Genomic DNA, 20,774 nt, shown 5'->3' on the forward strand with positions numbered 1-20,774 from the left:
CCTGCCAGATGGGCAGGTGCCCGGAAGCCGCCTGCAGGTGCGCTCCCACGCGCAGGTGCACCGGACCCCAGGAGGATACGTTGTCAGCGACACCCAGAATGCCGACCGCCGAGGAAGTCGAGGCCTACCGTCGGGACGGTGTGGTTGTGCTCCGCGGGGCGGTGCCACCTGAGTGGCTCGAGCGGGTCGAGCCCGCCGTGCAGCGGGCGTGGGAGGGTGATGGCACGGCTGACCTCAGCGAGATGGCTGACGGCGGCGCCGGCGGCAGTGGTCGGTTCCGCGCGGGAACCGACCACTGGCGCACGGACCCGGACGCAAAGGCATTCGCCTTGGAGTCGCCCCTTGCGGGCATTGCCGCAGCGCTGATGGGCAGCCGGTCGGTGTGGCTGTGGGAGGACAGCTTCCTGATCAAGGCACCGGGTACCGCCGAGGACACCCGCTTCCACCAGGATCTGCCGTACTTCCACCTCACAGGCACCCAGCTCGCCACCTTCTGGGCGCCACTGGACGTTGTGACCGCGCAGACCGGCGCGCTGCGCTTCGTGAAGGGATCCCACCTGTGGGGGCGGGAGTTCACGCCGACCATGTTCGTCAGCGATGACCCGATCACGGGTGCTCCGGGCGAGGCGGTTCCGCAGATCGACCTGGATGGGCCCGACGTGATGTGCGTGGACATGGAACCGGGCGACCTAAGCATCCACGACGCACGGACGCTGCACGGAGCGGGCCCCAACACGTCCTCGACGCAATGGCGCCGAGCGGTGTCGGTTCGCTACTGCGGCGACGATGTACGAGTCGCCTTCCGGCCGGGCCTGCCCGTGTCACCTTTCCAGGTTGTGCTTACCGAGGGCGAGGCCCTCTCCGACAACGCCTCGACTCCCCAGGTGTGGCCACGCGGGGCCTAGTGCTGCGCGACCGCAGCCCGGCGGGTTGTGCCGGGCTGCAGTCTCTTGGGGGTGGGGTGTTGCAGTTGCTCTGGTGTTACCTGCCTTGTGATGAGGGTGGCTGGTGTGTGGGGAACTGCCCGGCCGGCGGGTTGGCCGCGCTCCGAACGCCGCCGACCGGGGAATGTGCTCAGACGATGGAGAGCCGGTAGTCGCCGGTGTGCTCGTCGTAGCCGACCTGGACTCGACGCCGGCGCACAACGGCTGCGGGGCGGGCTGAAGGGCCGGTGAAGGCGCTTCGACGGGTCCGGCGGTTGTTTACGGAGGTCATGTCGTTCATGTACAGATGATCGGGACATCTGCGCGGTTCTGGAGGCGGAAGGGACCACAGGACCACTCCGATGAGCCGTGGGGCCCATCGCCGGGTTCATCGGGGTGCTCATGACCGGCAGGGCGAACCCCAAGCGCTCAAAGGCCGTTCGTTGCCGTGCAGCCGACGACAAAGTGCTGGTGGCGGTCGCGCGGCGGCTCTCGGGGATGGTTGGCTAGGGTGCCTTCTCGACCGGCCTGCGACAGCGGGTCGTTGCTGTGGCCACGACCCAGGGGGGATCCAATGCCGATTGGTGCCAAAGGGCTGGAGAAGCGCGTCATCGAGGTGGATGGCAAGCAGATGGCCTACCACGACTCGGGTCAGGGAGACCCAGTGGTGTTCCTGCACGGCAATCCGACGTCGTCCTATCTGTGGCGCAACGTGGTTCCGCACCTGGCCGGCAAGGCACGTTGTCTGGTGCCTGACCTGATCGGCATGGGCGACTCCGACAAGCTCGATGACGTCGGTCCGGGCTCATACCGGTTCGTAGATCACAGGAGCTACCTCGATGGCCTGCTCGAGCAGCTCGACCTGGGCGACCACGTCACGTTCGTGGTCCACGACTGGGGCTCAGCGCTGGGCTTCGACTGGGCCAACCGCAACCGGGACCGGGTGGCGGGCATTGCTTACATGGAGGCGATCGTGCAGCCGGTGGAGTGGGAGATGTGGCCCGACGCGGCAACCGACATCTTCAGGGCCTTCCGCTCCGATGACGGCGAGGCGATGGTCATCGAGCAGAACCTGTTCGTCGAGGCGGTGCTGCCGGCATCGATCATGCGTGACCTGACCCCCGAGGAGCACGACGAATACCGCCGCCCGTTCCTCGAGCCCGCGAACCGCCGCCCCACGCTCACGTGGCCCCGCGAGATCCCACTCGCAGGGGAGCCCGAGGATGTGGTGCAGATCGTGCAGTCCTACAGCGAGTGGCTACCGGAGTCGGGCATCGCCAAGTTGTTCATCAACGCCGAGCCGGGGGCGATCCTCACCGGCGCTCAGCGCGAGTTCTGCCGGACCTGGGACAACCAGACGGAGCTGACCGTGGCGGGCATCCATTTCATCCAGGAGGACTCGCCCGACGAGATCGGCGCCGCGGTGGCCGACTGGTTGCCCACGCGATGAGCTGCTGAGCCGGTCAGGGGCAGATAGGCGGCCTACTTGGCGTTTGTGCGCCCGCGGAGCGCGAAGAACGCGACGGTGTGGCTCGCAAGGCCCACGCCAACCACGGCCGCGAGGCCCTGGGCGATCGGCACGATGTCCCACCCCTCGGACACGAGCGAGCGCATGCCGCGCAGCAGGTAGGTCACCGGATTGAACTTCGCCACGGTGGCCAGCCAGCCTGTGAGTGCCTCCTCTGGAACCAGGGCGCTGGTGAGGAACGCGAACGGGAAGAAGACCAGGAACGACTGGTTGACCACCGTCGGGTTGCCGGTCTTGAGTGCGAGCGCGTATGGCACTCCTGCATAGGCAACGCTCCACAGCCCGGCGAACACGAGGTAGGCCGCGAATCCGGCCACGCCGGTCTCGAAGCGCACTCCAACCGCCATTGCGACCAATGACACCGCCGCGGCCAGGCCCATGGCGAGCACGAAGTCAGCGATCATGTGGCCGAGCAGCAGCGCGGGTCTGCGCACGGGGGAGAGAGCCAGTTTGTCGAAGTAGCCGTTCTGGATGTCAAGGGTCAGCCCGTAGGCCCGCGTGATGCCGGTGACCGTGAGGACGATGGCGGTGGAGAGCTGGAAGGCCTTGAAGTCGAAACCCGGATCAGTGCTCTCCGCGAGCGACTGGAGTGACCCCACGTTGATGGCGAAGAAGAACGCGCCCACGAAGATCGGCGGGATGACCGCCTCGGGGTCGCGCCAGGCCGCACGCAGGCCCCGGAGGCCGATCGAGCGGATGTCGGTGAGCAGCCCGGCCCGTCGAGCACGTACTGGCTCGTCGCCCGCGTCGGAACGCTGCTCGGGTTCTTCGAGAGCAGGGGTCGGTGCATCGCCGGTCATGCTCCGACCTCCACCGGTACCTGCTCGCCGGTCTCGTCATCGGGGTTGATCCTGTTGCCGGTGAGTTCGAGGAACACGTCGTCGAGGGTGGGGGTGCGCAGGCTCAGGTTGCGCAGCGGTACCTCGGCCTCGTGCAGCCGAACGGCGACGGGGCCGATGGTCGCCGGCCCGTCGGCTGCATGTGCGAGTACCTCGCCACCGCGTGACTCGACGTGTTCCACCCCGGGGGTGCCGTCGAGGGCCGCCACCGCGGTGCTGCAATCGCCATCGACATCGGCCACGATCACGTCGTGGCCGAGCGACCGTTTCAGGTCGACCGGGCGGCCCTTTGCCACGATGCGACCCTGGTCGATGATCCCGATCCGGCGGGCCAGGGCATCGGCTTCCTCCAGGTACTGCGTGGTGAGGAACACGGTCGTGCCCTGCTCGGTGTTGAGGCGCGTGATCTCGTCCCACACGCGGATGCGGCTGGCTGGATCGAGCCCGGTTGTCGGCTCGTCGAGGAAGACGACCTGTGGCTGGTGCACCAGGGCGCCGGCCAGGTCCACTCGCCGTGCCATGCCGCCGGAGTAGGTGCCGATCCGGCGGTCGAGGGCGTCGCCGATCTCGACCATCTCGGCCAGCTCATCGATGCGGCGGTGCCGTTGCGCGGACCGCAGTCCGTAGAGGCGGGCCTGCAGGTCGAGGTACTCGCGACCGGTCTGCTTGGGGTCCGTGGCGGTTGCCTGCAGGGCTACGCCTATCCGGAGTCGTACCGCGGCCGCGTCGGTCGACACGTCGAACCCGGCCACACGGGCCGAACCGCTGGTCGGGCGGAGCAGTGTGGCCAGCATGCGCACACACGTGGTCTTGCCCGCGCCGTTGGGACCGAGGAAGCCGAAGGTCTCGCCGTGGCTCACCTCCAGTTCGACGCCTGCGACGGCTTCGTGCTCTGCGAATCGTCGTCCGAGGTCGCGCGCTTCTATGGCCAGGTCGCTCGCGGGCATGGGCAGCAAGGCTACCGGTGGGCCGACTGCAGACAGCTATCGGGATGGGCGACAACGATGACGAGGCAGCTGAATCGGCTCTCTGGCGGGCTGGGCTAACGTCGTCGCCGTGCAGAGCGTTGACCTCGACTTCATCCTGCGTGCCACCGTCGGCATGCTGGTGATCACGTCACCGTTCGACCCCGTGAAGCTGCTGTTCTTCAACAAGACGGTCGAGGAGCAGAAACTCAGCCGTACCGCGGGCGCATCCCGGCTCGCCCTGTACGTCACGGTCATCCTGGGAGTCGCCGCGCTTGTCGGCAACGAGCTGCTGACCGCTCTCGGGGTCGACCTCAACGCGTTCAGCGCCGTGGGCGGCATCATCATCGCCGCAATGGGCTTCGAGATGCTCTATGGCGGCGGTGCGAGCAAGGCCCAGGGCGAGTCCGAACGCGAACAGGGTCCGGAGGAAGGTGACGGGCTCATGATCCCGCTGGCGCTCCCCCTCATCGCGGGTCCGGGGGCGATCACCACCGCGATCACGCTCTCCTCACAGAACACCTCGTGGGAAGGACTGATGGCGATGGCCATCGCCATCGCTGCCGTGGCAGTCGTGACGTTCGCCTTCTACCGCTACTTCGGCGAAGTGCTCGCGCGCCTCAAGCCCGCGACGATTTCGATCCTGGCCAGGCTGGGTGGACTGATCCTCGCTTCGCTCGGTTTCCAGATGTTCCTCAACGGAATCAAGAACTTCTTCGCCTGACTCCTGAAGCAGCCTGCGCCCTTCAGGTGCAGCGGTTGGTCATGGTTCCGATGCCGGCGAGTGTGGTCTCGATCACGTCACCCGGGCGCAGCAGGTTTCCGCTGGCAACGCCGACGCCCTCAGGTGTGCCCGTGAAGATCAGGTCGCCGGGCGAGAGTGTGAGAATGGCCGAGATGTAGGCGATCAGCGCAGGCACATCGTGGATCAGTTGCGCGGTGGTGGCGGACTGGCGGACCTCGCCGTTGACGCGGCACTCGAGAGCGATGTCGTCGTAGTCGGCGAAGCTGTCCGGCGAAACCAGCACCGGACCGATCGGCCCGTAGCCGTCGCGGCTCTTGCCGAGGTCGAAGTGTGGGGGATTGGCCGCGAACTGCAGCGCCCGGTCAGAGATGTCCTGGCCGGCTGTGAGCCCGGCCACACAGTCCCAGGCCGCCTCAGCTGGGAGGTCGCGGCCGCCCTTGCCGATCACGACCACGAGTTCGGCTTCGTAGTCCACCGAGTCGCCGACGAGCTGCACCTCGGCGTGAGGCGGTGAGATGCAGCTCGGAAACTTGGTGAACACCACCGGCACATCGGAGCCGGCCACGCCGGTCTCCTCGATGTGGGACCGGTAGTTGAGTCCGATGCCGAAACAGTTGACCGGCCGCGGTGAGGGTGGGCCCAGCCGGGCGCCGGCCAGCGATCCAGTCGGCTCGTGGTTGGCCAGCGAGATCGAGTGCAACTCGTCGGAGGCCGCTATCGCCGCCATGGGGTCGGGGCCGATCCGGCCGTCGGTGACCGTGGCGATGTCGTAGAGGTCATCCCCGTCGGCCAGTACGGCACGTCCGGCATCGTTTGCCATCGTGAAGCTCATCTATGGCTACTTCTCCTTGTGGGCGGGCCCGAGGTGCCCGGGCCGGTGTCAGCCTGGAGTACGCACCAGCCAGCGGTCCATGTGGGCGCCGAGGCGTTCGGCCTCGTCGATCGGACGCGTCCAGCCGATGTGGCCGTCGGGGCGGACCAGCACGATGTGGATGTGCTCGGGGATCTGCCGCCGGGAAAGGTCATCGCGTGGCCAAGGCTCGATGCCAAGCTTCGATCTCGTCGCCCCGCTGCCTGTGGCGTCGGGGTCGATCTCGTGCACCACGGTGGCACCTCCGTGGCCCCTGAAGCCGTGCAGATAGACCACCACCGGTGCGTTGTGGACACCGCGCAGCTGGTCGGGAACGAACCACCACACAGGCATGCCCTGGGCGGCTGAGCCGTCGGCATGTTCGGTGGCGTGGTCGCTGATGTTGCTATCGGCGGAGCCGGGGCCACTGTGAGGCCTGCCCGGTGGCACCGGTGTCGTGTCGGGGTCGCGACGAGACGGCGTGAGGGCCCGGGAGCCGATGAACGTGAGCCCTGATCCGATGCAGGTGAGTTCCCACAGGAGAGTGCCCTTGTCGTGCCCTTTGACGTGGTGGTCCACCAGGAAACGCGATCGCTCCCGTTCCGCCATGCCGCGAATGCTGCGGACCAGAGCCGTCACGGCATCGCCTCCCCAGCAGCAGGTGCCGGGCCTGCGAGCTGGCTCCGCAACAACGGTGGCCCATTGTGCAGCAGGTCGCCGGAAGGGCCGGTCTCAAAGCCGTCGACCCAGTCGAGGGTGACTTCGAGCATCTTCAGGCGTAGCTCCACGAGCGCAGCCGCTCCGGTGGGCAGGCTGCCGGCGTGGTGTGTCGACACCGCTGCCAGTTCGTCGCGAATCGCAGCGAGTTGGAGGCGGAGGCCATCGAGCAGTGTGAGGGCTTCCGGAGCGGGGAGGTGATGAATGTGGGCAACCCAGGCGTCGAAGTCGAAGTGAAGGCCGACCTGGCCCTGGGCGGATTCGCGTAACAGCTCCACGAAGTGGTCGCGGCCCTCGGGTGTGATGCTGAACACCGTCTTGTGCGGCTTGAGGCCGTCGCGGGTGGTCGTGGCCTCGAGGTGGCCTTCCTCGTGCAGGCGCCGGAGGTTGCGGTAGACGGCGGCGGTGCTGATCCTCAGCCAAGTGCGGGTGCGCCGGGCCTCGATGATCTTGTTGATCTCGTAGGCGTTGTGGGGTTCCTCGGTGAGCATCCCCATCAGGATGATGTCGATCGACGACACGTCCGCTCCGACCCTCTAGTGTTTGCGCTGCGAAATTAACTGACACTCCGGTGCGACTTGTGGCACCAGGAAAAGACTCTAGCAAAGAGTACTCTCATTTCCTATAGTCTACGTGAGAGTGTTCCAGCTGGTTCGATGGTCGTTGGGCGGGTTCGGAGCCCGCCGGCGCAGTCGGCCCGGATGGACGGGGACCCAAGGGGAAACACATGGCAGCGGCACCGGCGTCCGAGACCGCAGGGCTTGTGGACAGAATGCCGCTGTTCGCGGGCGCCATGACCCGCTGAGACTGCCTTGCTGGCCGGGGGGTCAGGCGAGCGTCGCGGTGCCGAACGGCGTGCTGAAGCGCTCGCACCAGATGACGACGTTCGTCTGTGCCGATAGATCGAGGTCGTCGGGTAGCTCGTAGCTCTGGGTGCCTATGTTGCCCTTGAGCGGCCCGATCTTCACACCGCCGTCCACCGAGCCCGTGGACTCGGGCGACAGGTAGAGCTGGAGGTCCGGGCCGTTCTCGGAGTCGAGCTCCGGTAGCACGAGGAGGCGCCCACCGTCCTGTTCCACGATGAAGGCGGATCCGTTGACGGTGTGGCCGCCCTGAGAGACGAAGTCGCCCTGGCCGAGCACCTCCGGTTCGATCGGAGAAGTGGTGGTTGATTCGGCTGGGGCATCACCCACGTCGTCCCCGGACGCAGCAGTGGTGGTCGTGGTGTCTGCCGGCTCGTCGGCGCCCGACTCGGCGGCGATCAGTGCCGCGACGTCGTCGTCGAGTTCTTCGTCAACCTTGTTGTCCAGGAACAGCTTGTCGGGACGGAACACCGCCAACGCCACGATGGCGACCACGGCGATGGCGATTCCGGCGATGATCCAGCGCTTGCGGTTCATGGTTCAGATGGTGGCGCGTATCGAACCCGCGAAACAGGCGGTCCCGATTACCTTTCGCGAAACAGTTGCGTATCCAAGTATCGGCCGTATGCTCGATTCCGCGTGTCAGGCGGGGGAAGCTCCGTGCCTCTCGTCGGTGAGCTCGGCCAGTTCTACGAGTGCAACCTCAACGGACGCTGGCAGGCGGTCGGGGAGTTCGCCGACCCGTTCGGAGTGCGTCAGCCGGTCGGCTCGGTGCAGTTTATGCTCAACCAGGTCAGCTCCCCCTATGGCTATCTGGAAGCCAACGGCCAGTCGTTCGACCGCGCTGTCGATCCCGATCTTGCCGCGGTGATGACGCCTGCGGCGGCCGTGCCCAACCTCGCCGCCCAAGCCCCGGCGGGTCAGAAGATCTATATAAAGGCACTCGGCTGAGCGACAGGTTCACCTGGATCTCGGGTGCTGCGCCTGCCCGGCCCGCGATGCTGAAACGGTGGTTGCATGGATCCCACGGTGCTCAGTGACCGTGCCCGAGTCAGTTCGTCGGACAGCGGTGGTGTACGAGTTCCTCGAGCCCACATTCGACCACCGGCCGGGCAGGATCTGATCGAACCAACGGCGCTGCGTCGGCCGGACTCCCAACGGCCGGCAAATCGTCAGCCCTGCGAGTTGGACTAGCGGCGCCGACCGATCAATCGGAGAGTGCGCGAATCCAGCGACAGGGGCTTCTCGACCAACAGGAACAGGACAACCGACGCGGCAACGGTTGCCGCGAACACCGGCACCATCCCTGCGAAGTACAGCCAGGAAGCGTCGGCGGTGGGCTCCCAGACGAACTCGAGGGCGAAGAAGAGCGCCTGAAGCACCAGTGCATGCATGAGGTAGTAGGAGTAGCTGATGTTGCCGAGCAGTCGAAGCGGCGTCCAGCTGAACCAGCGCCGGCAAGCTCCGTCAACTGCGAAACAGCCTGCGCACAGCAAAGGCCAAGCCACCGCCAGGACCGCGATCCTGGGTAGCTGCAGCAGGAAGTCCGATGTGAGCACCAGTGGCGACAGCACGCCCACGACCAGCGCGGCTATCGACAGACGGTTCACTACCTGGCGGGCTTCGGGGTGATCTGACCGACTGGGCCAGCGATTGGTCATCCATTCCCAGAGCAACATGCCCCCGAAGAACATCACCATCCGGGGGTGTGTGCCGGATATCAGACCGCCGAGCAACAGGACTGCCACTCCGAAACGCATGAGGAAACGCCACCGCCACTCCGGTGAGCGCTCACGCATGTCGAATTTCGAGATCAGAAGGGGCACTGTCAGGTAGAAGAAGAACTCGTAGCTCAGCGACCAGGCAACGGTGATGAACGCGGATACGGGGACGATGCCCGGCAGCAGAAGGAGATTGAACAGCAGGTATGCCGGGATCTCGACGAGGGATCCGGGTAGTTCGGATTCGGACGGCACGGCGAACGACAGCGCCACGTACATGGCGAACACCACGAGGAAGGTCGGGTACAGCCGCCTCACCCGACGTCGGATGAAGGGCCTGTAGGCCTGTGGGCGCTTCATGAGGTTGCCGTAGATCAAATAGCCGGAGAGCACGAAGAACAGATCAACGCCACTGTTGCCGGCATCGCCGACCCGCTCGGCGAACACCGAGATCCAGCCGCTGTCGGACATCCAGGGGGAGACCAGATCTGCGTAGTGGACGAAGAAGACGAGCAGCACCGCCAGACCGCGCAGTCCCTCCATGGACATGAGTCGCTCGTCGCCGCCCCGCCCTATCTCAAGGCGGTCGCGAAGGGAGGTCCGCCCACTGTGTGGTCCTCCTGCTCGCCCCGATCGGTTCAACTCGACCATTACTGCAGCCCCGCCGCCCGCTCCGGCCCAAGTGTCCGGCTCCTCCGACCCAAGTGTCCGGCTCCTCCGACCCAAGTGTGGAGCATCCGGAGCCGGTCGGCCAGTCCACAAGGCAAATGCGGACCTGACGCGCCGATGTCACCTGTTCGCCCATGACCTCGACCTCGGATGGAGGGTTGTTGCCCCAGACACCCCCGAAGTCACCGTTCACGGCATCGGGGCCAACCTCGGTCGACCGGTTGACGGGGTCGGCTTCGAGCCGCCCCACGACGACGGCGTCGGCCCGGCGGCGCTGCTGCGTTCGCAGCGCTGGCCGACGTCAAGCCGACCAGGCGCAGGCGAGCACTCAGGTGACGGTGGTCGATGCGCAGCCGATGAAGCTGTGATCGGCGTATGTTCCAAGACCACGACCTTGTGCGGCGGCTTGCTCGGCGGTCATGGTCTGGTTGGGGTAGGCGGAGTTGACCGCTCCCACGCACACGGTTGCTGGGCCGGGTGGCGCGGTGAGTGAAGTCGAAGCCATAGGCGTTCCCGGGCTGGCGGTATCGGGCAAACACCGAGTTGCTGTCGAGGATGGCTCCGACGTCGGGGCGGACTCCAGCGGCGGTGAACGCGCTTGGCACCCAACTGCCGTTGAGCACTGCGACGACGGTTGCCGGCACCCGCGGCCCCGCCGGCGCGACGAGACCGTTGCCTAGCCCGGACCAGTTGTCCGTTGCCCAGCCGGTGACTCTCACCGTCCCGTTGAGGCCAGACACACTCTCGAGCACACCGATCGGATGATTGGGAGCGCTCGGCCCGCCTGTGCCGACCGAGTGGCAGGCCGCTGCGACGAGGGCGAGTGCCATGAACGCCATCAGCAGCACACCGAGAATCAAGCGGGAGGTGCCCTGACTCGAATGGACTCTCATCGGAACCTCCTTCGTCGGCCCTACCGCGCGGGCTGACCAGAGGGAACCGGGACCCAGCGCGCAGGTGGCTAGGTCCTTGCATCCACAAGTGTACTTCCTGGAACCGAGCACCGCCGACTGACGATGACCGCACGAGAGCCGCGGTAGAGAACGCATCGACTTCTCCACGGCCTGCGCGAATCGTGCACAACTCGGTGGAGTCCAGGTGAACTGTCGAACGGAAGCCCTGTAACCCCAAGGGTCCTGGTTAGTTGTGCCGGTGAGCCGTCCTGTAGGCGGGATTCTGTTCCCCGGTCCCTTGCGGGGATCCGGTTCGGTGACCATCCATCTTTGCGGCCTACCCGAGGGTTGCCACGTTGCCGTGGTGGACGGGCCGTCCGTGCCCTCTGCATGGCCTTGCTCCGGGGTGGGGGTTGCCCAGCCGCCGGAGTCACCTCCGACGCTGGTGCGCTCTTACCGCACCGTTTCACCCTCACCTGTGCGACCCCGAGGGGTCGCCATCGGCGGTCTGCTCTCTGTTGCCCTTTACCGTCAGATCGCTCCGACCTGGCTCTCGCCAGCACCCTGCCCTGTGGAGTCCCGACCTTCCTCGACCCGTGGATCGCTCCACGTGCCGCGGTCACCCGGACGGCTCACCGGCGCAACCAGTGTCTCACAGCGAGGCCCCAATGCCCGCGGGCAAAACGCGGCGACGGCCCGGTAGGGGAAGCCGGGCCGTCGCTGCACTGGTGGAAGGGGGTATGGGTTGTGGGTCTCTCAGTTGGAGAAAGCTGCTGATCGGTGCCGGTTGGCCGCGCTCCGCACGGCACCGATCAGCGCGGCTTCAGGCCATCGTGATGCGGTGATGGCCGTTGGAGTCCAGGGCGATCTGCAACCGGCGCTCCCGAAGCACTGCTGCCGTGCGGGCGGAGACGGTGGCCCAATGGGTTCCCATGCTGCGGGTCTGGTAGGTGTGCTGATCGCTCATGGTCAAGGTTTCGGCGGACTGGATGCCTTCTGGAGCCGTGAGGGACCACCGGCCCACGACAATGAGCCGAACGGCCCCGTGCAGGGATCATGAGGCCCAGCGCATCAGAGCACCGTTCGCGTTGATGTCTCAGCAGGGCGGCTGCGTCGCTGCCGTCGGCTCAGAAATCCAGAGCGGACAGGTCTTCGTGCCAGTGACCGGCACGTCGGACCGCTTCGGCCCAGCGGCCACGATCCGGCTCCGAAGCAGGCTCCACGGTCGCCCGCGGCGACCCGGTTGCTGCGATGTCGGCCCAGCCGCCCCATGTACCCGTGGCGAGGCCGGCGAGGAAACCGGCGCCCAGGGTGGTGGCCTCCCGCACCGCAGACACCTCCACGGGCACGCCGGTGGCGTCCGCCAGTGCCTGTACGAACACGTCGTTGGTCGACATGCCGCCATCCACCCTCAGCTTCTCGATCGGCATGCCCGAATCCTTGCGAGCAGCTTCCAGCAGGTCGGCGCCGCGGTGGGCCACACCCTCCAGCACCGCCCGGGTCACGTGGGCGGCGGTCGTCCCGCGCGTCACGCCGAGGAGCGCGCCGCGTGCCCCGTAGTCCCAGTACGGGGTGCCGAACCCGAGCAGAGCCGGCACGTAGGTGACGCCATCGGTGGACTCGACACTCGCCGCCAGCGCCTCTGACTCCGCGGCCGAACCGATCAGGCCCAGATCCTCCACTAGCCACTCGACATTGGTGCCGGCGGACAGCATCACGGCCTCGATGCCCCACGTGGGGCCCGAGGCGTCGCGCCAGCCGACGATGGGGAAGCAGCCCGCGCTGCCACGCCGGTCGAACTCGGCGCGTTCAGGACCCATGCACACGTCGAGCATCCCGCCGGTGCCGAAGGTGGCCTTGGCGTCCCCGGGCCGCACGCAGCCCTGTCCGATGAGTGATGCCTGCTGGTCACCTGCGATGCCGCATATCGGAGGCGCACCGGGCAGGGCGGTCGCGGAGTCGACGTTGCCGGTGCTGTCGACAACCCTCGGCAGGGTGGATGCCGGGATACGCAGCCGCTCCAGCTTGGCGGGGTCCATGTGTGATCCGTCAGGCGCCATCAGCCCCCAGATACCGGCGTTCGACAGGTCGGTCACATGGTGGGCGCCCTCGGTCAGCAGCCAAACCATCCACGAGTCGGGCGTGCCGAAACACAGGTCGCGCTGTCTGTCGGGATCAACTGCGTCGAGGATGTTGGCCAGCTTCGTGGCCGACTCGTTGGGCGCGAACCTGAAGCCTTCGGCGGCGAGCACGAGGCAGTCGCCCACCGTGCGGAGGTCCTGCCAACCCTGCGCCGGAGCGACGGGCTCACCGGTCGTGCGGTCCCACACGATCGTGGTGGCGCGTTGGTTGGCGATGCCGACGGCCTCGACGGGACCGTGCTCGTCGATCACCTGCCGGGCACAGTCGAGCGCGGCGGCGCCGTACGCGGCGGCGTCGAACTCCACCAGACCCTCGGCCGGTGTGTCGGGAAGGGTCGCCCCGGACAGTTCGTGGCTCACCGTGGCATCGGGATGCACCACGGATGCCCTCACGCTGGACGTGCCGAGGTCGATTACGAGGATGCTCAATGCTGCTTCTCCTGTGGCATCGGTTGGGCTGACTCTAGGACGCGTCGTCAGGGGTTGTGCTGCCCGTGCGATTCCAGCGGCGTCCGAACATTCCACCCAGCATCGCGGCGGTGGCCATCAGCAGTGCGAGCAGGGGGAACGCCACCCACGAAAGTGACTCGCCCCGCCAGATGCGGCTGATGATGCCGATGCCCTGCACAACGGCGTACGCGATCGCGCCGCTTCCCGCGGCGTGTGACAGCGCCGCTTCGGGGCAGAGTCGCAGGACTCCCCATCCGCCGGCGGCGGCGCCGAAGAGGATCAGCAGCCACAGGAACAGGGTGACGGGTGACCCCTCGCCGATGTCCCCCGAGTTCACCAGCAGCTGATTGAACACCGCCACGGGGAGTGCCACCACCAGTGCTGTCACCGCCCCGCGCCACATCGCCTGGGTGGGGGAGAGACTCTGCACGGGTTGGTCGGCCACGGCCATAGAGGATCGCGCGTCCGGGTCGCTTCGTTGGTGCTGGATCACGCCAGGCGTGATCCAGCACCAACAGAGCTGCCTCTCAGCGGCGGTTCGCGTCCTGCACGACCGCTCCTGTACAGTAATGACACCGCACGGACGTTCCGTGAGGGTCTCGCGATGTGGGTGAGCGCCGCCAGAGGCGAAGCGCCGCCCGATCTTCGGTCTCAGAGCCCGCCGTTTCGGCACAGTAAGGCTCCGCTGCTCGAGGATGTTGTCGAGCAGTTGAAACAGAGAGAAGAAGATGTCCACCGTCACCTCATTCGACGATCTCGGCGCGCCGCGCCAGATCGTCTCCGCACTCGCAGAGCGCGGAATCACCGAACCGTTCCCGATCCAGGCCGCAGTGCTGGCCGACGCCCTCGACGGGCGTGACATCCTCGGCCGTGCGCCGACGGGCTCGGGCAAGACGCTCGCATTCGGAATCCCCGTCGTGGCCCGCATGGACAAGGGTTCCAGGCGCCGCCCGACGGCCCTCGTCCTTTCGCCCACCCGTGAGCTGGCCGACCAGATCGCCGATGAACTGCGACCGCTCGCGTCCGCCATGGGCCACAGCGTGGCCGCCGTGTACGGCGGTGTCGGGTACAACCCGCAGCGACGAGCTCTCGACCGGGGCGCCTCGCTCGTGGTCGCCTGCCCCGGCCGGCTCGAGGACCTGCTCGAGTCCGATGCGCTCACTCTCGATGACGTCGACCATGTCGTCGTCGACGAAGCCGACCGGATGTCCGACATGGGCTTCCTGCCCGCAGTGCGGCGAATCGTCGGCGCCACCCACCCTGACCGTCACCTCCAACTCTTCTCCGCGACGCTCGAGGGACCGGTGGCGAAGCTCACCCGTGACTTCCAGCGTGACCCCGCCCGCCACGAGGTCGGCTCGGCCGAGCCCGACATGACGCTGGCCCACCACATGTTCTGGTCGGTGCAGCGCACCGAACGCGTCCCGCACGTTGCCCAGTTCATCGACGCGGCCGGGTCCACGATCGTGTTCACCCGCACCCGCCATGGTGCTGATCGCCTTGCGCGCCAGCTTGGCAAGAACGGGATCGACGCGGCCCCCATCCACGGGGGGCGCAGCCAAGCCCAGCGCACCCGCGCCCTCAAGGCGTTCGCCGACGACAAGGTGCAGGCGCTTGTGGCAACCGACGTCGCAGCCCGCGGCATCCACGTCGACGACGTCGGCGCAGTCGTGCACTTCGATCCACCGGAGGACGGCGCCACCTACGTGCACCGTTCCGGCCGCACCGCGCGCGCCGGCGCTTCCGGCATGGTGCTGTCGATGGTGGAGCCGTCGGCTGCCAAGTCAACCCGCAAGATGCAGAAGTCACTGGGCCTGCCCGTCGGGGTCACCGATCCCGACATAGCCGAGGTCCGCGAGATCCACTCGCAGCAGCCGGGCGGGCCCGCACGGCCCGCAGCCGAGCGCCAGCGCCCAGAAGCCCGCAGGCAGGAGCGCAAGAAGCCGCAGCAGGCACGGGCGCAACGCGAGGACCGTCACGAGCACCGCGGCGACTCCCACGACCAGCCGGCGCGCAAGCACTCCGAGCACAAGCGCACCGACGACCGCCACGATGGTTCCAGGCGGATGGGAGCAACGCCCTCCGACGACCGAGCCCGGCCGGGCAAGTCGCGTGACAAGGGCAAGGGCCAGGCCCACCCGGACCCGGGTGACGGCGAACTCACCGGACGGGTTTCGCACTACTCGAGGCGCAAGGGATTCGGGTTCATCAAGGTGAAGGGCCGCAAGGACCTCTTCGTGCACATCTCGGGAGTCCAGGGTGAGCCGGCACAGGTGCTCACCAAGGGCAACCAGGTGGCGTTCGAGGTCGAAAAGGGCCGCAAGGGGCCGATCGCGGTCAACGTGCGCTCCCTCAGCAAGTCCCACTGACCCCAGCCGGGACGCGCAGCTTCCTGCTGATCAAGTGCTGCAGCCTCGTTCCGTTGGTGCTGGATCACGCCATGCGTGATCCAGCACCAACGAAAGCCCCGGGGGGAGCCCGGGGGAGAGCCCAGGGGTAGAGCCCCGGGGAGGGCCCCCAGAGGGTGCAGGTCAGCCGTGGCGAGCGGTCGCAGCGGTTAGGGTCCCCGGCCATGCAGGTGGAGCAGCTCTGGCGGTACCCCGTGAAGTCGATGTTGGGCGAGGTCGTCGACAGCGTCGACCTGGTGGCGGCCGGCGTCGCAGGCGACCGGGGCTGGGCGGTCCGCGACGAAGAGCGTGGCGGCATCCGCGGGGCCAAGAAGATCGGTGGCCTCATGAAGCTGGGTGCCTCCTACTACGCCGAGCCCGGCGGACCGGTCACCATCGCCCTGCCCGACGGCATGGCGACTGGATCGTCCGACTCGGATGTCAACGAGAAGCTGTCGGCCGCCCTCGGTCACGAGGTGTCGCTCTGGCCACTCATGCCAGCCGATGACCTCGACCACTACCGCCGGGGCGCTCCTGACAGCGAGGACATGCTCGAGGAGTTGCGCGGCATCTTCGGGCGCACCGAGGACGAGCCACTGCCCGACCTCTCGGTGTTCCCGCCGGAGATCATCGAGTTCGAGTCGCCGCCGGGGAGCTACGTGGATGCTTTCCCGCTGATGCTGATGACCACCTCCGCGCTGCGCTCGCTGTCGGAGGCGCTGCCTGACTCGGTCATCGACGTGCGCCGGTTCCGGCCGAGCATCCTCATCGATTCGGGTGACGAACAGGGCCATCCGGAACTGGGTTGGGAGGGGCGCCGCCTGAGGATCGGCAACGCTGAACTGGAGCTCACGGCCGCGTGTCCCAGGTGTGTGATGGTCACCCGCGAGGTGACCGACGACATACCGCAGGACCGTGCGGTCCTGCGCCACATCGTCGCCGAACTCGACCAGTGTGTCGGCATCTACGCCAACGTGACGGTCCCCAGCTCGGTCGCCAGAGGCGACGAAGTCGAGCTACTCGACTGACCACGACAGCATCCCTGGCCAGCCGAACCCGACCTGCCGCCACTTTGCTGGTGCTGAATCACGTTGTGGGTGCTTCAGCGCGAACAGAACTGCGAGCGGGGCCGGGCGAGCGGGGTCAGGGGAGGTCCGCAGTGCCGAAGGGGGAGGGGAGGCCCAGCTTCGCGGGGTTGAGGATGCCGTTGGGGTCGAGGGCGTCCTTGATCGACACCAGCACGTCGTGCGCCGGGCCGAGGGACTGGCGGAGCCACTCGCCCCGATGCAGGCCGATGCCGTGGTGGTGCGACACCGAACAGCCCCCGGCGAGCGTCGCCGATTGACCGGCCGCCCACATCTGGCGGTGCAGTTCGGCTTTCGACTCGAGTGTGTCCTCGGCCGGCTTGCCTGCGAACGTGAAGTAGAGGCATGCGCCGTCTGTGTAGCTGTGACTGGCGTGCGCGGAAGCGGCGAGGCAGCCGGGAACCTCGAGCATCGCCGCTGTTGCCGATTCATACGCTGTGGTGAGCACGGACCACGGCCCGGACACCTCCATGGTGTCGACCACCAGCCCACCCGCAATCAGCGGTTCCAGCTGGCTCACATCGTTGCGCTTGCCCATCCAGTGGTCGACGAGGCCGTCGTCCAGCACCTCGGCGGCGGTTCCATCAAGGGCCCGTGCCTCCTCGCAGGCAACCTGATGGACCGCGTCGATCAGAACCGGATCGCCTTCGTCGAGTACCAGCACCACGTTGCGGTCGGTGCCGACGGCGTAGTTGCGGTCGGACTCCACGCCGTCGTAGAGGCGTAGCACGGCGGGGGTGGCTCCCCGGCGCAGGATCCGGCGGCAGAAGTCGAGCCCGTCCGCGAAGCCGGGAAACGACCAGGCGCCACGGACACTGGCAGAAGGCGCTGGATGTGCCCGCAGCCGTGCAGAGGTGATCACGCCGAGCGTGCCCTCCGAGCCCACGAAGAGTTGGTTGAGGTCCGGGCCGGTGGCGGACCTCGGTGCGCCACCAGTGCTGATGGTCGTGCCGTCGGCAAGTGCCACGTCCAGGCCCACGACCATGTCTTCGATCTTGCCGTAGCGGGTGGAGAACTGGCCTGCACCCCGGCAGGCCAGCCAGCCTCCGACCGTCGACAGGGTCATCGATTGCGGCCAGTGCCCGACGGTGAGTCCGTGCTGCCGGCGCAGATCGTCCTCGAAGCGGTCACCGAAGGTGCCGGCGGCCACGTCGACGACCAGTGACTCGTCGTCGACCGAGCGGATGCCTGCCAGTCCGCACAGGTCGAGCACCACGCCGCCGAACACGGGCACCGAGCCGCCCAGCACCCCGGAGCGACCGGCGGCGGCGGTAACGGGCACGCCGGCTTCGTTGCAGGCGGCCAGGATCGCGGCGACCTGATCGTCGGCATCCGGGCGCACGAGAACTGCGCCCCTGGCCGGAACCTTGCCATCGACCGCCCATGTCATTGCGAGCGGCCACCAGTCACGACTGGCCTCGACCACAGCGGCGTCGTCGGAACTCACCGCGGCGCCGGTCCGTTCCAGGCGCGTCACGAGATTGTCGGGCACGTGCACGGCCGGGGTGGCGCTGAGCGCTGCGGCGCCGGCCGCGCCACCTTCGATCGCAATGGGCGCAGTGGGCGCGCCGGGGCCGAGTTCGTGGGCGGGAAGTCCGGAGTCGTTGGCCATCCGCGAGACGCTACCGGCCTCAGGTGCCGACGAGGTCTGCCAGGTGGGTCTCGGGAAGCCCGCCGGCTTCGCGCTCGTGGTCAATGGACGCCAGATAGCCGGCAACCTCGGCTTCCACACGGTCGGCGTCCCAACCGAGCTCGGCGCCCATCAGTTCGGCGGTGCGGCGGGCGGCCGCTGCGGAGTCGTCGCGCCCATAGATGCGTGCCCGGGTCCGGCGCGACAGCACGTCGTCGATGCTCTGCGCCATTTCGTGGCGCGCCGCGTAGACCGCCTCGGCGCACAGGTAGGGGAGACCGTTCACCAAGGGCTCGCCGAGGCTGGGGTCCTGTTCGATCATCGCCATGAGCGCCCGGGCCTCGCCGCCGTAGCGGCCGCCCAGGTGCTCCAGAGCGCCCTTGTCGACCGACGGGAAGGCGCTCGTTGCCGAGTTGAGGGTGTCGTGGCCGGCCTTGCCGATGAGGGGCAGCCGCGCGGTCACCGAGTTCCCGTAGCCCGCGAATCCGACGTCGCCGCTGAGGACCTCTTCGATCACCTCGTCGACTGCGTCCGATGCCATCTCGCGGTAGGTCGTGAGCTTGCCGCCGGTGATGGTCACGAGTCCGGAGTCCGAGCGCAGCACGCGGTGCATCCGGGAGAGGTCCGCCGTGCGGCCGCTCGAGGCCGACTTGACCAGTGGCCGCAGGCCGGCCCACGTGCCTACGACGTCTTCGGTCGTGAGCGTGCCCTCGATGGAGAAGTTGATGGCATCGAGCAGGTATCGGACGTCGTCGGGGGTGCACTGCGGGTCATCGACCGGGCCCTCGTAGTCGGTGTCGGTCGTGCCGATGTAGGTGAGGCCCCCGTGTGGCACCACGAACACCGAGCGTCGGTCGCCGGGCACGGGCACGACCACGGCCACCTGGTTGCGTACCCGGTCCCAGGGCACGGAGATGTGGATGCCCTTGGCGGGGCGGATCGAGTCGGGGTTGTCGCCCTCGTCCTGCTCACGGATGTCGTCGACCCACACGCCGGCGGCGTTGACCACCGCTCGGGTGTCGATGGTGAACTCCTCGTCGGCTCCGGGCCCGCTCGGACGAACGGTGACGCCGTTGATGCGGCCCTCGTCGTCCTTGCGGATACCCACCGCGGGTGTGCGGTTGGCGATGACGGCGCCATGTCCGAGCGATGCCGTGCGAAGCACGGTCAGCACGAGGCGGGCGTCGTCGACGGTGGCGTCGTAGTAGAGGTAGCTGGACACGAGCCGCTCGGTCGGCAGAGTCGGCATGTAGGTGAGTGTCTCGTCGCGGTCGAGGCGCTCGTGGAGCTTGCCGATGCGCCAGCCGCCCGTGAGGTCGTAGCCCCACATGGCGATCCCCAGCAGGCGCGAGATCTTCGCGGGGATCACCCCGCCCTTGCCGAACATTGGAATGAGGAACGGGATGGTCTCGACGAGGTGCGGGGCGTTGCGAAGCATGCGGCGCCGTTCGCGCAATGCCTGGTAGACGAGGCCGACCTCTCCCTGCTGGAGGTAGCGAAGCCCGCCGTGGGCCAGCTTGGAGGACTTCGAAGAGGTGCCCTCAGCGAAGTCACCTGCTTCCACGAGGGCTGCCTTCATCCCGCGGGAGGCGGCGTCTAGGACCACGCCGGCGCCTGTGATCCCACCGCCCACGACGACGAGGTCGAACTTCTCTGACCTGAGCGCCTTGAGCGAGGCTTCGCGATCGAACTTGGCTGTGCTCACCGATGTCAGTATAGGCACTGAAGTTACCGCTCGGTAACCACGGCCACGGCCCGCGTCCATGCCATGGCGGGGCGCGGCGCCCAACGGGCGCGCGACCGCCTACGATGACGTTTCGCGCAAGTCGCTGCGCAGGCAGGCGGTCGGCGAACGCCGGCCGCGACAACACCGATCCAGCTAAGGATGGAACTCAATGCCAGAACTGAAGGGCTCACAGACAGAGGCGAACCTCAAGGAGGCCTTCGCCGGCGAGAGCCAGGCGAACCGCCGCTACCTCTACTTCGCGCAGAAGGCGGACGTCGAGGGCTACCCCGACGTCGCAGCGCTGTTCCGCAGCGTGGCCGAGGGTGAAACCGGCCATGCGTTCGGGCACTTCGACTTCCTCGCCGAGACTGGCGACCCCGCCACAGGCGAGCCGGTCGGCCCCACCGACGACAACCTTCGATCGGCCATCGCAGGTGAGACATACGAGTACACCGAGATGTACCCCGGGTTCTCCAAGACCGCCCGCGAGGAGGGCTTCGAAGAGGTCGCCGAATGGCTCGAGACGCTGGCACGCGCAGAGAAGTCGCATGCCGGCCGCTTCGGCGAGGGCCTCGAGTCCATCTCCTGACCGGTCCTGCACCGCTGCGGGAAGGGTTGCTGCACCAAGCAGCACCCTTTCCG

Annotated in this window: 20 protein-coding genes, 1 other RNA gene and 1 pseudogene; 8 read left to right on the top strand and 14 right to left on the bottom strand. The window is 67.5% G+C overall.

From position 1 onward, the window contains the following. Nucleotides 1–80 precede the first annotated feature (80 nt). Nucleotides 81–905: a phytanoyl-CoA dioxygenase family protein gene (locus GY812_14895; protein MCP4436769.1), complete on the top strand. Its 825-nt coding sequence runs from the start codon at nt 81–83 to the stop codon at nt 903–905. A gap of 169 nt (nt 906–1,074) precedes the next feature. On the opposite strand, the gene GY812_14900 is transcribed toward GY812_14895, so the two are convergent. Further along, nucleotides 1,075–1,224, bottom strand: coding sequence for a hypothetical protein (locus tag GY812_14900; protein MCP4436770.1), 150 nt, complete (start codon nt 1,222–1,224; stop codon nt 1,075–1,077). Nucleotides 1,225–1,497: 273 nt separating this feature from the next. Here GY812_14900 and GY812_14905 point away from each other — a divergent pair, with 273 nt between their 5' ends. Beyond that, entirely contained in the window at nt 1,498–2,373 is an 876-nt protein-coding gene (locus GY812_14905; GenBank protein MCP4436771.1) for a haloalkane dehalogenase, read from the top strand. 32 nt (nt 2,374–2,405) lie between these two features. Here GY812_14905 and GY812_14910 read toward each other — a convergent pair whose 3' ends face one another. After that, nucleotides 2,406–3,251: an ABC transporter permease gene (locus GY812_14910; protein MCP4436772.1), complete on the bottom strand. Its 846-nt coding sequence runs from the start codon at nt 3,249–3,251 to the stop codon at nt 2,406–2,408. Further along, entirely contained in the window at nt 3,248–4,237 is a 990-nt protein-coding gene (locus tag GY812_14915) for an ATP-binding cassette domain-containing protein (GenBank protein ID MCP4436773.1), read from the bottom strand. Before GY812_14915 ends, GY812_14910 begins: the two co-directional genes overlap by 4 nt. Before the next feature lie 109 nt (nt 4,238–4,346). On the opposite strand from GY812_14915, the gene GY812_14920 reads away from it, so the two are divergent. Then, nucleotides 4,347–4,979: an NAAT family transporter gene (locus GY812_14920; protein ID MCP4436774.1), complete on the top strand. Its 633-nt coding sequence runs from the start codon at nt 4,347–4,349 to the stop codon at nt 4,977–4,979. Between the two features lie 22 nt (nt 4,980–5,001). On the opposite strand, the gene GY812_14925 is transcribed toward GY812_14920, so the two are convergent. From GY812_14925 to GY812_14940, 4 genes are all read right to left on the bottom strand, one after another. Further along, nucleotides 5,002–5,832: a fumarylacetoacetate hydrolase family protein gene (locus tag GY812_14925; GenBank protein ID MCP4436775.1), complete on the bottom strand. Its 831-nt coding sequence runs from the start codon at nt 5,830–5,832 to the stop codon at nt 5,002–5,004. A gap of 48 nt (nt 5,833–5,880) precedes the next feature. Then, nucleotides 5,881–6,459: a hypothetical protein gene (locus GY812_14930; protein ID MCP4436776.1), complete on the bottom strand. Its 579-nt coding sequence runs from the start codon at nt 6,457–6,459 to the stop codon at nt 5,881–5,883. A 26-nt stretch (nt 6,460–6,485) separates the two neighbouring features. After that, the gene (locus GY812_14935; GenBank protein ID MCP4436777.1) at nt 6,486–7,088 is read right to left on the bottom strand and encodes a PadR family transcriptional regulator; all 603 of its coding nucleotides are present in this window, start codon (nt 7,086–7,088) and stop codon (nt 6,486–6,488) included. 306 nt (nt 7,089–7,394) lie between these two features. Beyond that, complete coding sequence (locus tag GY812_14940) at nt 7,395–7,967, bottom strand: DM13 domain-containing protein (protein MCP4436778.1); 573 nt, start codon at nt 7,965–7,967, stop codon at nt 7,395–7,397. Nucleotides 7,968–8,069: 102 nt separating this feature from the next. Here GY812_14940 and GY812_14945 point away from each other — a divergent pair, with 102 nt between their 5' ends. Further along, on the top strand, nt 8,070–8,381 hold the full coding sequence (locus GY812_14945; GenBank protein ID MCP4436779.1) for a tail fiber protein: 312 nt from the start codon (nt 8,070–8,072) through the stop codon (nt 8,379–8,381). A gap of 239 nt (nt 8,382–8,620) precedes the next feature. Here GY812_14945 and GY812_14950 read toward each other — a convergent pair whose 3' ends face one another. The 5 genes from GY812_14950 to GY812_14970 all read right to left on the bottom strand — a co-directional run bounded on the left by GY812_14950 (nt 8,621) and on the right by GY812_14970 (nt 13,749). Continuing rightward, nucleotides 8,621–9,700: an acyltransferase gene (locus tag GY812_14950; GenBank protein MCP4436780.1), complete on the bottom strand. Its 1,080-nt coding sequence runs from the start codon at nt 9,698–9,700 to the stop codon at nt 8,621–8,623. A gap of 1,269 nt (nt 9,701–10,969) precedes the next feature. After that, an RNA gene (gene rnpB, locus GY812_14955) (RNase P RNA component class A) lies at nt 10,970–11,348 on the bottom strand. 188 nt (nt 11,349–11,536) lie between these two features. Further along, the gene (locus tag GY812_14960; GenBank protein MCP4436781.1) at nt 11,537–11,680 is read right to left on the bottom strand and encodes a hypothetical protein; all 144 of its coding nucleotides are present in this window, start codon (nt 11,678–11,680) and stop codon (nt 11,537–11,539) included. A gap of 160 nt (nt 11,681–11,840) precedes the next feature. Beyond that, nucleotides 11,841–13,283, bottom strand: a complete 1,443-nt coding sequence (locus GY812_14965; GenBank protein MCP4436782.1) for a glycerol kinase — start codon at nt 13,281–13,283, stop codon at nt 11,841–11,843. Nucleotides 13,284–13,317: 34 nt separating this feature from the next. Continuing rightward, a complete protein-coding gene (locus tag GY812_14970; protein ID MCP4436783.1) occupies nt 13,318–13,749 on the bottom strand; it encodes a hypothetical protein in 432 nt (143 codons plus the stop codon). Between the two features lie 283 nt (nt 13,750–14,032). Between GY812_14970 and GY812_14975 the strand changes: the two are divergent. The 3 genes and pseudogenes from GY812_14975 (at nt 14,033) to GY812_14985 (ending at nt 16,719) form a co-directional block, all read left to right on the top strand. After that, nucleotides 14,033–15,280, top strand: a pseudogene (locus GY812_14975) (DEAD/DEAH box helicase). 90 nt (nt 15,281–15,370) lie between these two features. Then, nucleotides 15,371–15,673: a cold-shock protein gene (locus GY812_14980; GenBank protein ID MCP4436784.1), complete on the top strand. Its 303-nt coding sequence runs from the start codon at nt 15,371–15,373 to the stop codon at nt 15,671–15,673. A 203-nt stretch (nt 15,674–15,876) separates the two neighbouring features. Further along, a complete protein-coding gene (locus tag GY812_14985) occupies nt 15,877–16,719 on the top strand; it encodes an MOSC domain-containing protein (protein ID MCP4436785.1) in 843 nt (280 codons plus the stop codon). Between the two features lie 115 nt (nt 16,720–16,834). Here the strand turns inward: GY812_14985 and GY812_14990 are convergent, their stop codons facing one another. Together GY812_14990 and GY812_14995 are read right to left on the bottom strand one after the other, a co-directional pair. Beyond that, nucleotides 16,835–18,388: an FAD-binding oxidoreductase gene (locus GY812_14990; GenBank protein MCP4436786.1), complete on the bottom strand. Its 1,554-nt coding sequence runs from the start codon at nt 18,386–18,388 to the stop codon at nt 16,835–16,837. Between the two features lie 19 nt (nt 18,389–18,407). Then, the gene (locus tag GY812_14995) at nt 18,408–20,111 is read right to left on the bottom strand and encodes a glycerol-3-phosphate dehydrogenase/oxidase (GenBank protein MCP4436787.1); all 1,704 of its coding nucleotides are present in this window, start codon (nt 20,109–20,111) and stop codon (nt 18,408–18,410) included. Between the two features lie 190 nt (nt 20,112–20,301). Between GY812_14995 and GY812_15000 the strand changes: the two genes are divergently transcribed. After that, nucleotides 20,302–20,721 carry a rubrerythrin gene (locus tag GY812_15000; GenBank protein MCP4436788.1) on the top strand — a complete coding sequence of 140 codons (420 nt, stop codon included), beginning with the start codon at nt 20,302–20,304 and terminating at the stop codon, nt 20,719–20,721. Nucleotides 20,722–20,774 lie beyond the last annotated feature (53 nt).

Source organism: Actinomycetes bacterium (genome assembly GCA_024222295.1).
In the GTDB taxonomy this organism is placed as follows: Bacteria; Actinomycetota; Acidimicrobiia; order Acidimicrobiales; family Microtrichaceae; genus JAAEPF01.

Bases quoted from the DNA above. Each gene is read 5' to 3' on its own strand.
- GY812_14900 (MCP4436770.1), bottom strand. From the start codon at position 1,224: ATGAACGACATGACCTCCGTAAACAACCGCCGGACCCGTCGAAGCGCC.
- GY812_14905 (MCP4436771.1), top strand. From the start codon at position 1,498: ATGCCGATTGGTGCCAAAGGGCTGGAGAAGCGCGTCATCGAGGTGGAT.
- GY812_14910 (MCP4436772.1), bottom strand. From the start codon at position 3,251: ATGACCGGCGATGCACCGACCCCTGCTCTCGAAGAACCCGAGCAGCGT.
- GY812_14915 (MCP4436773.1), bottom strand. From the start codon at position 4,237: ATGCCCGCGAGCGACCTGGCCATAGAAGCGCGCGACCTCGGACGACGA.
- GY812_14925 (MCP4436775.1), bottom strand. From the start codon at position 5,832: ATGAGCTTCACGATGGCAAACGATGCCGGACGTGCCGTACTGGCCGAC.
- GY812_14930 (MCP4436776.1), bottom strand. From the start codon at position 6,459: ATGGCGGAACGGGAGCGATCGCGTTTCCTGGTGGACCACCACGTCAAA.
- GY812_14940 (MCP4436778.1), bottom strand. From the start codon at position 7,967: ATGAACCGCAAGCGCTGGATCATCGCCGGAATCGCCATCGCCGTGGTC.
- GY812_14950 (MCP4436780.1), bottom strand. From the start codon at position 9,700: ATGTCCATGGAGGGACTGCGCGGTCTGGCGGTGCTGCTCGTCTTCTTC.
- GY812_14960 (MCP4436781.1), bottom strand. From the start codon at position 11,680: ATGAGCGATCAGCACACCTACCAGACCCGCAGCATGGGAACCCATTGG.
- GY812_14980 (MCP4436784.1), top strand. From the start codon at position 15,371: ATGGGAGCAACGCCCTCCGACGACCGAGCCCGGCCGGGCAAGTCGCGT.
- GY812_14985 (MCP4436785.1), top strand. From the start codon at position 15,877: ATGCAGGTGGAGCAGCTCTGGCGGTACCCCGTGAAGTCGATGTTGGGC.
- GY812_14990 (MCP4436786.1), bottom strand. From the start codon at position 18,388: ATGGCCAACGACTCCGGACTTCCCGCCCACGAACTCGGCCCCGGCGCG.
- GY812_15000 (MCP4436788.1), top strand. From the start codon at position 20,302: ATGCCAGAACTGAAGGGCTCACAGACAGAGGCGAACCTCAAGGAGGCC.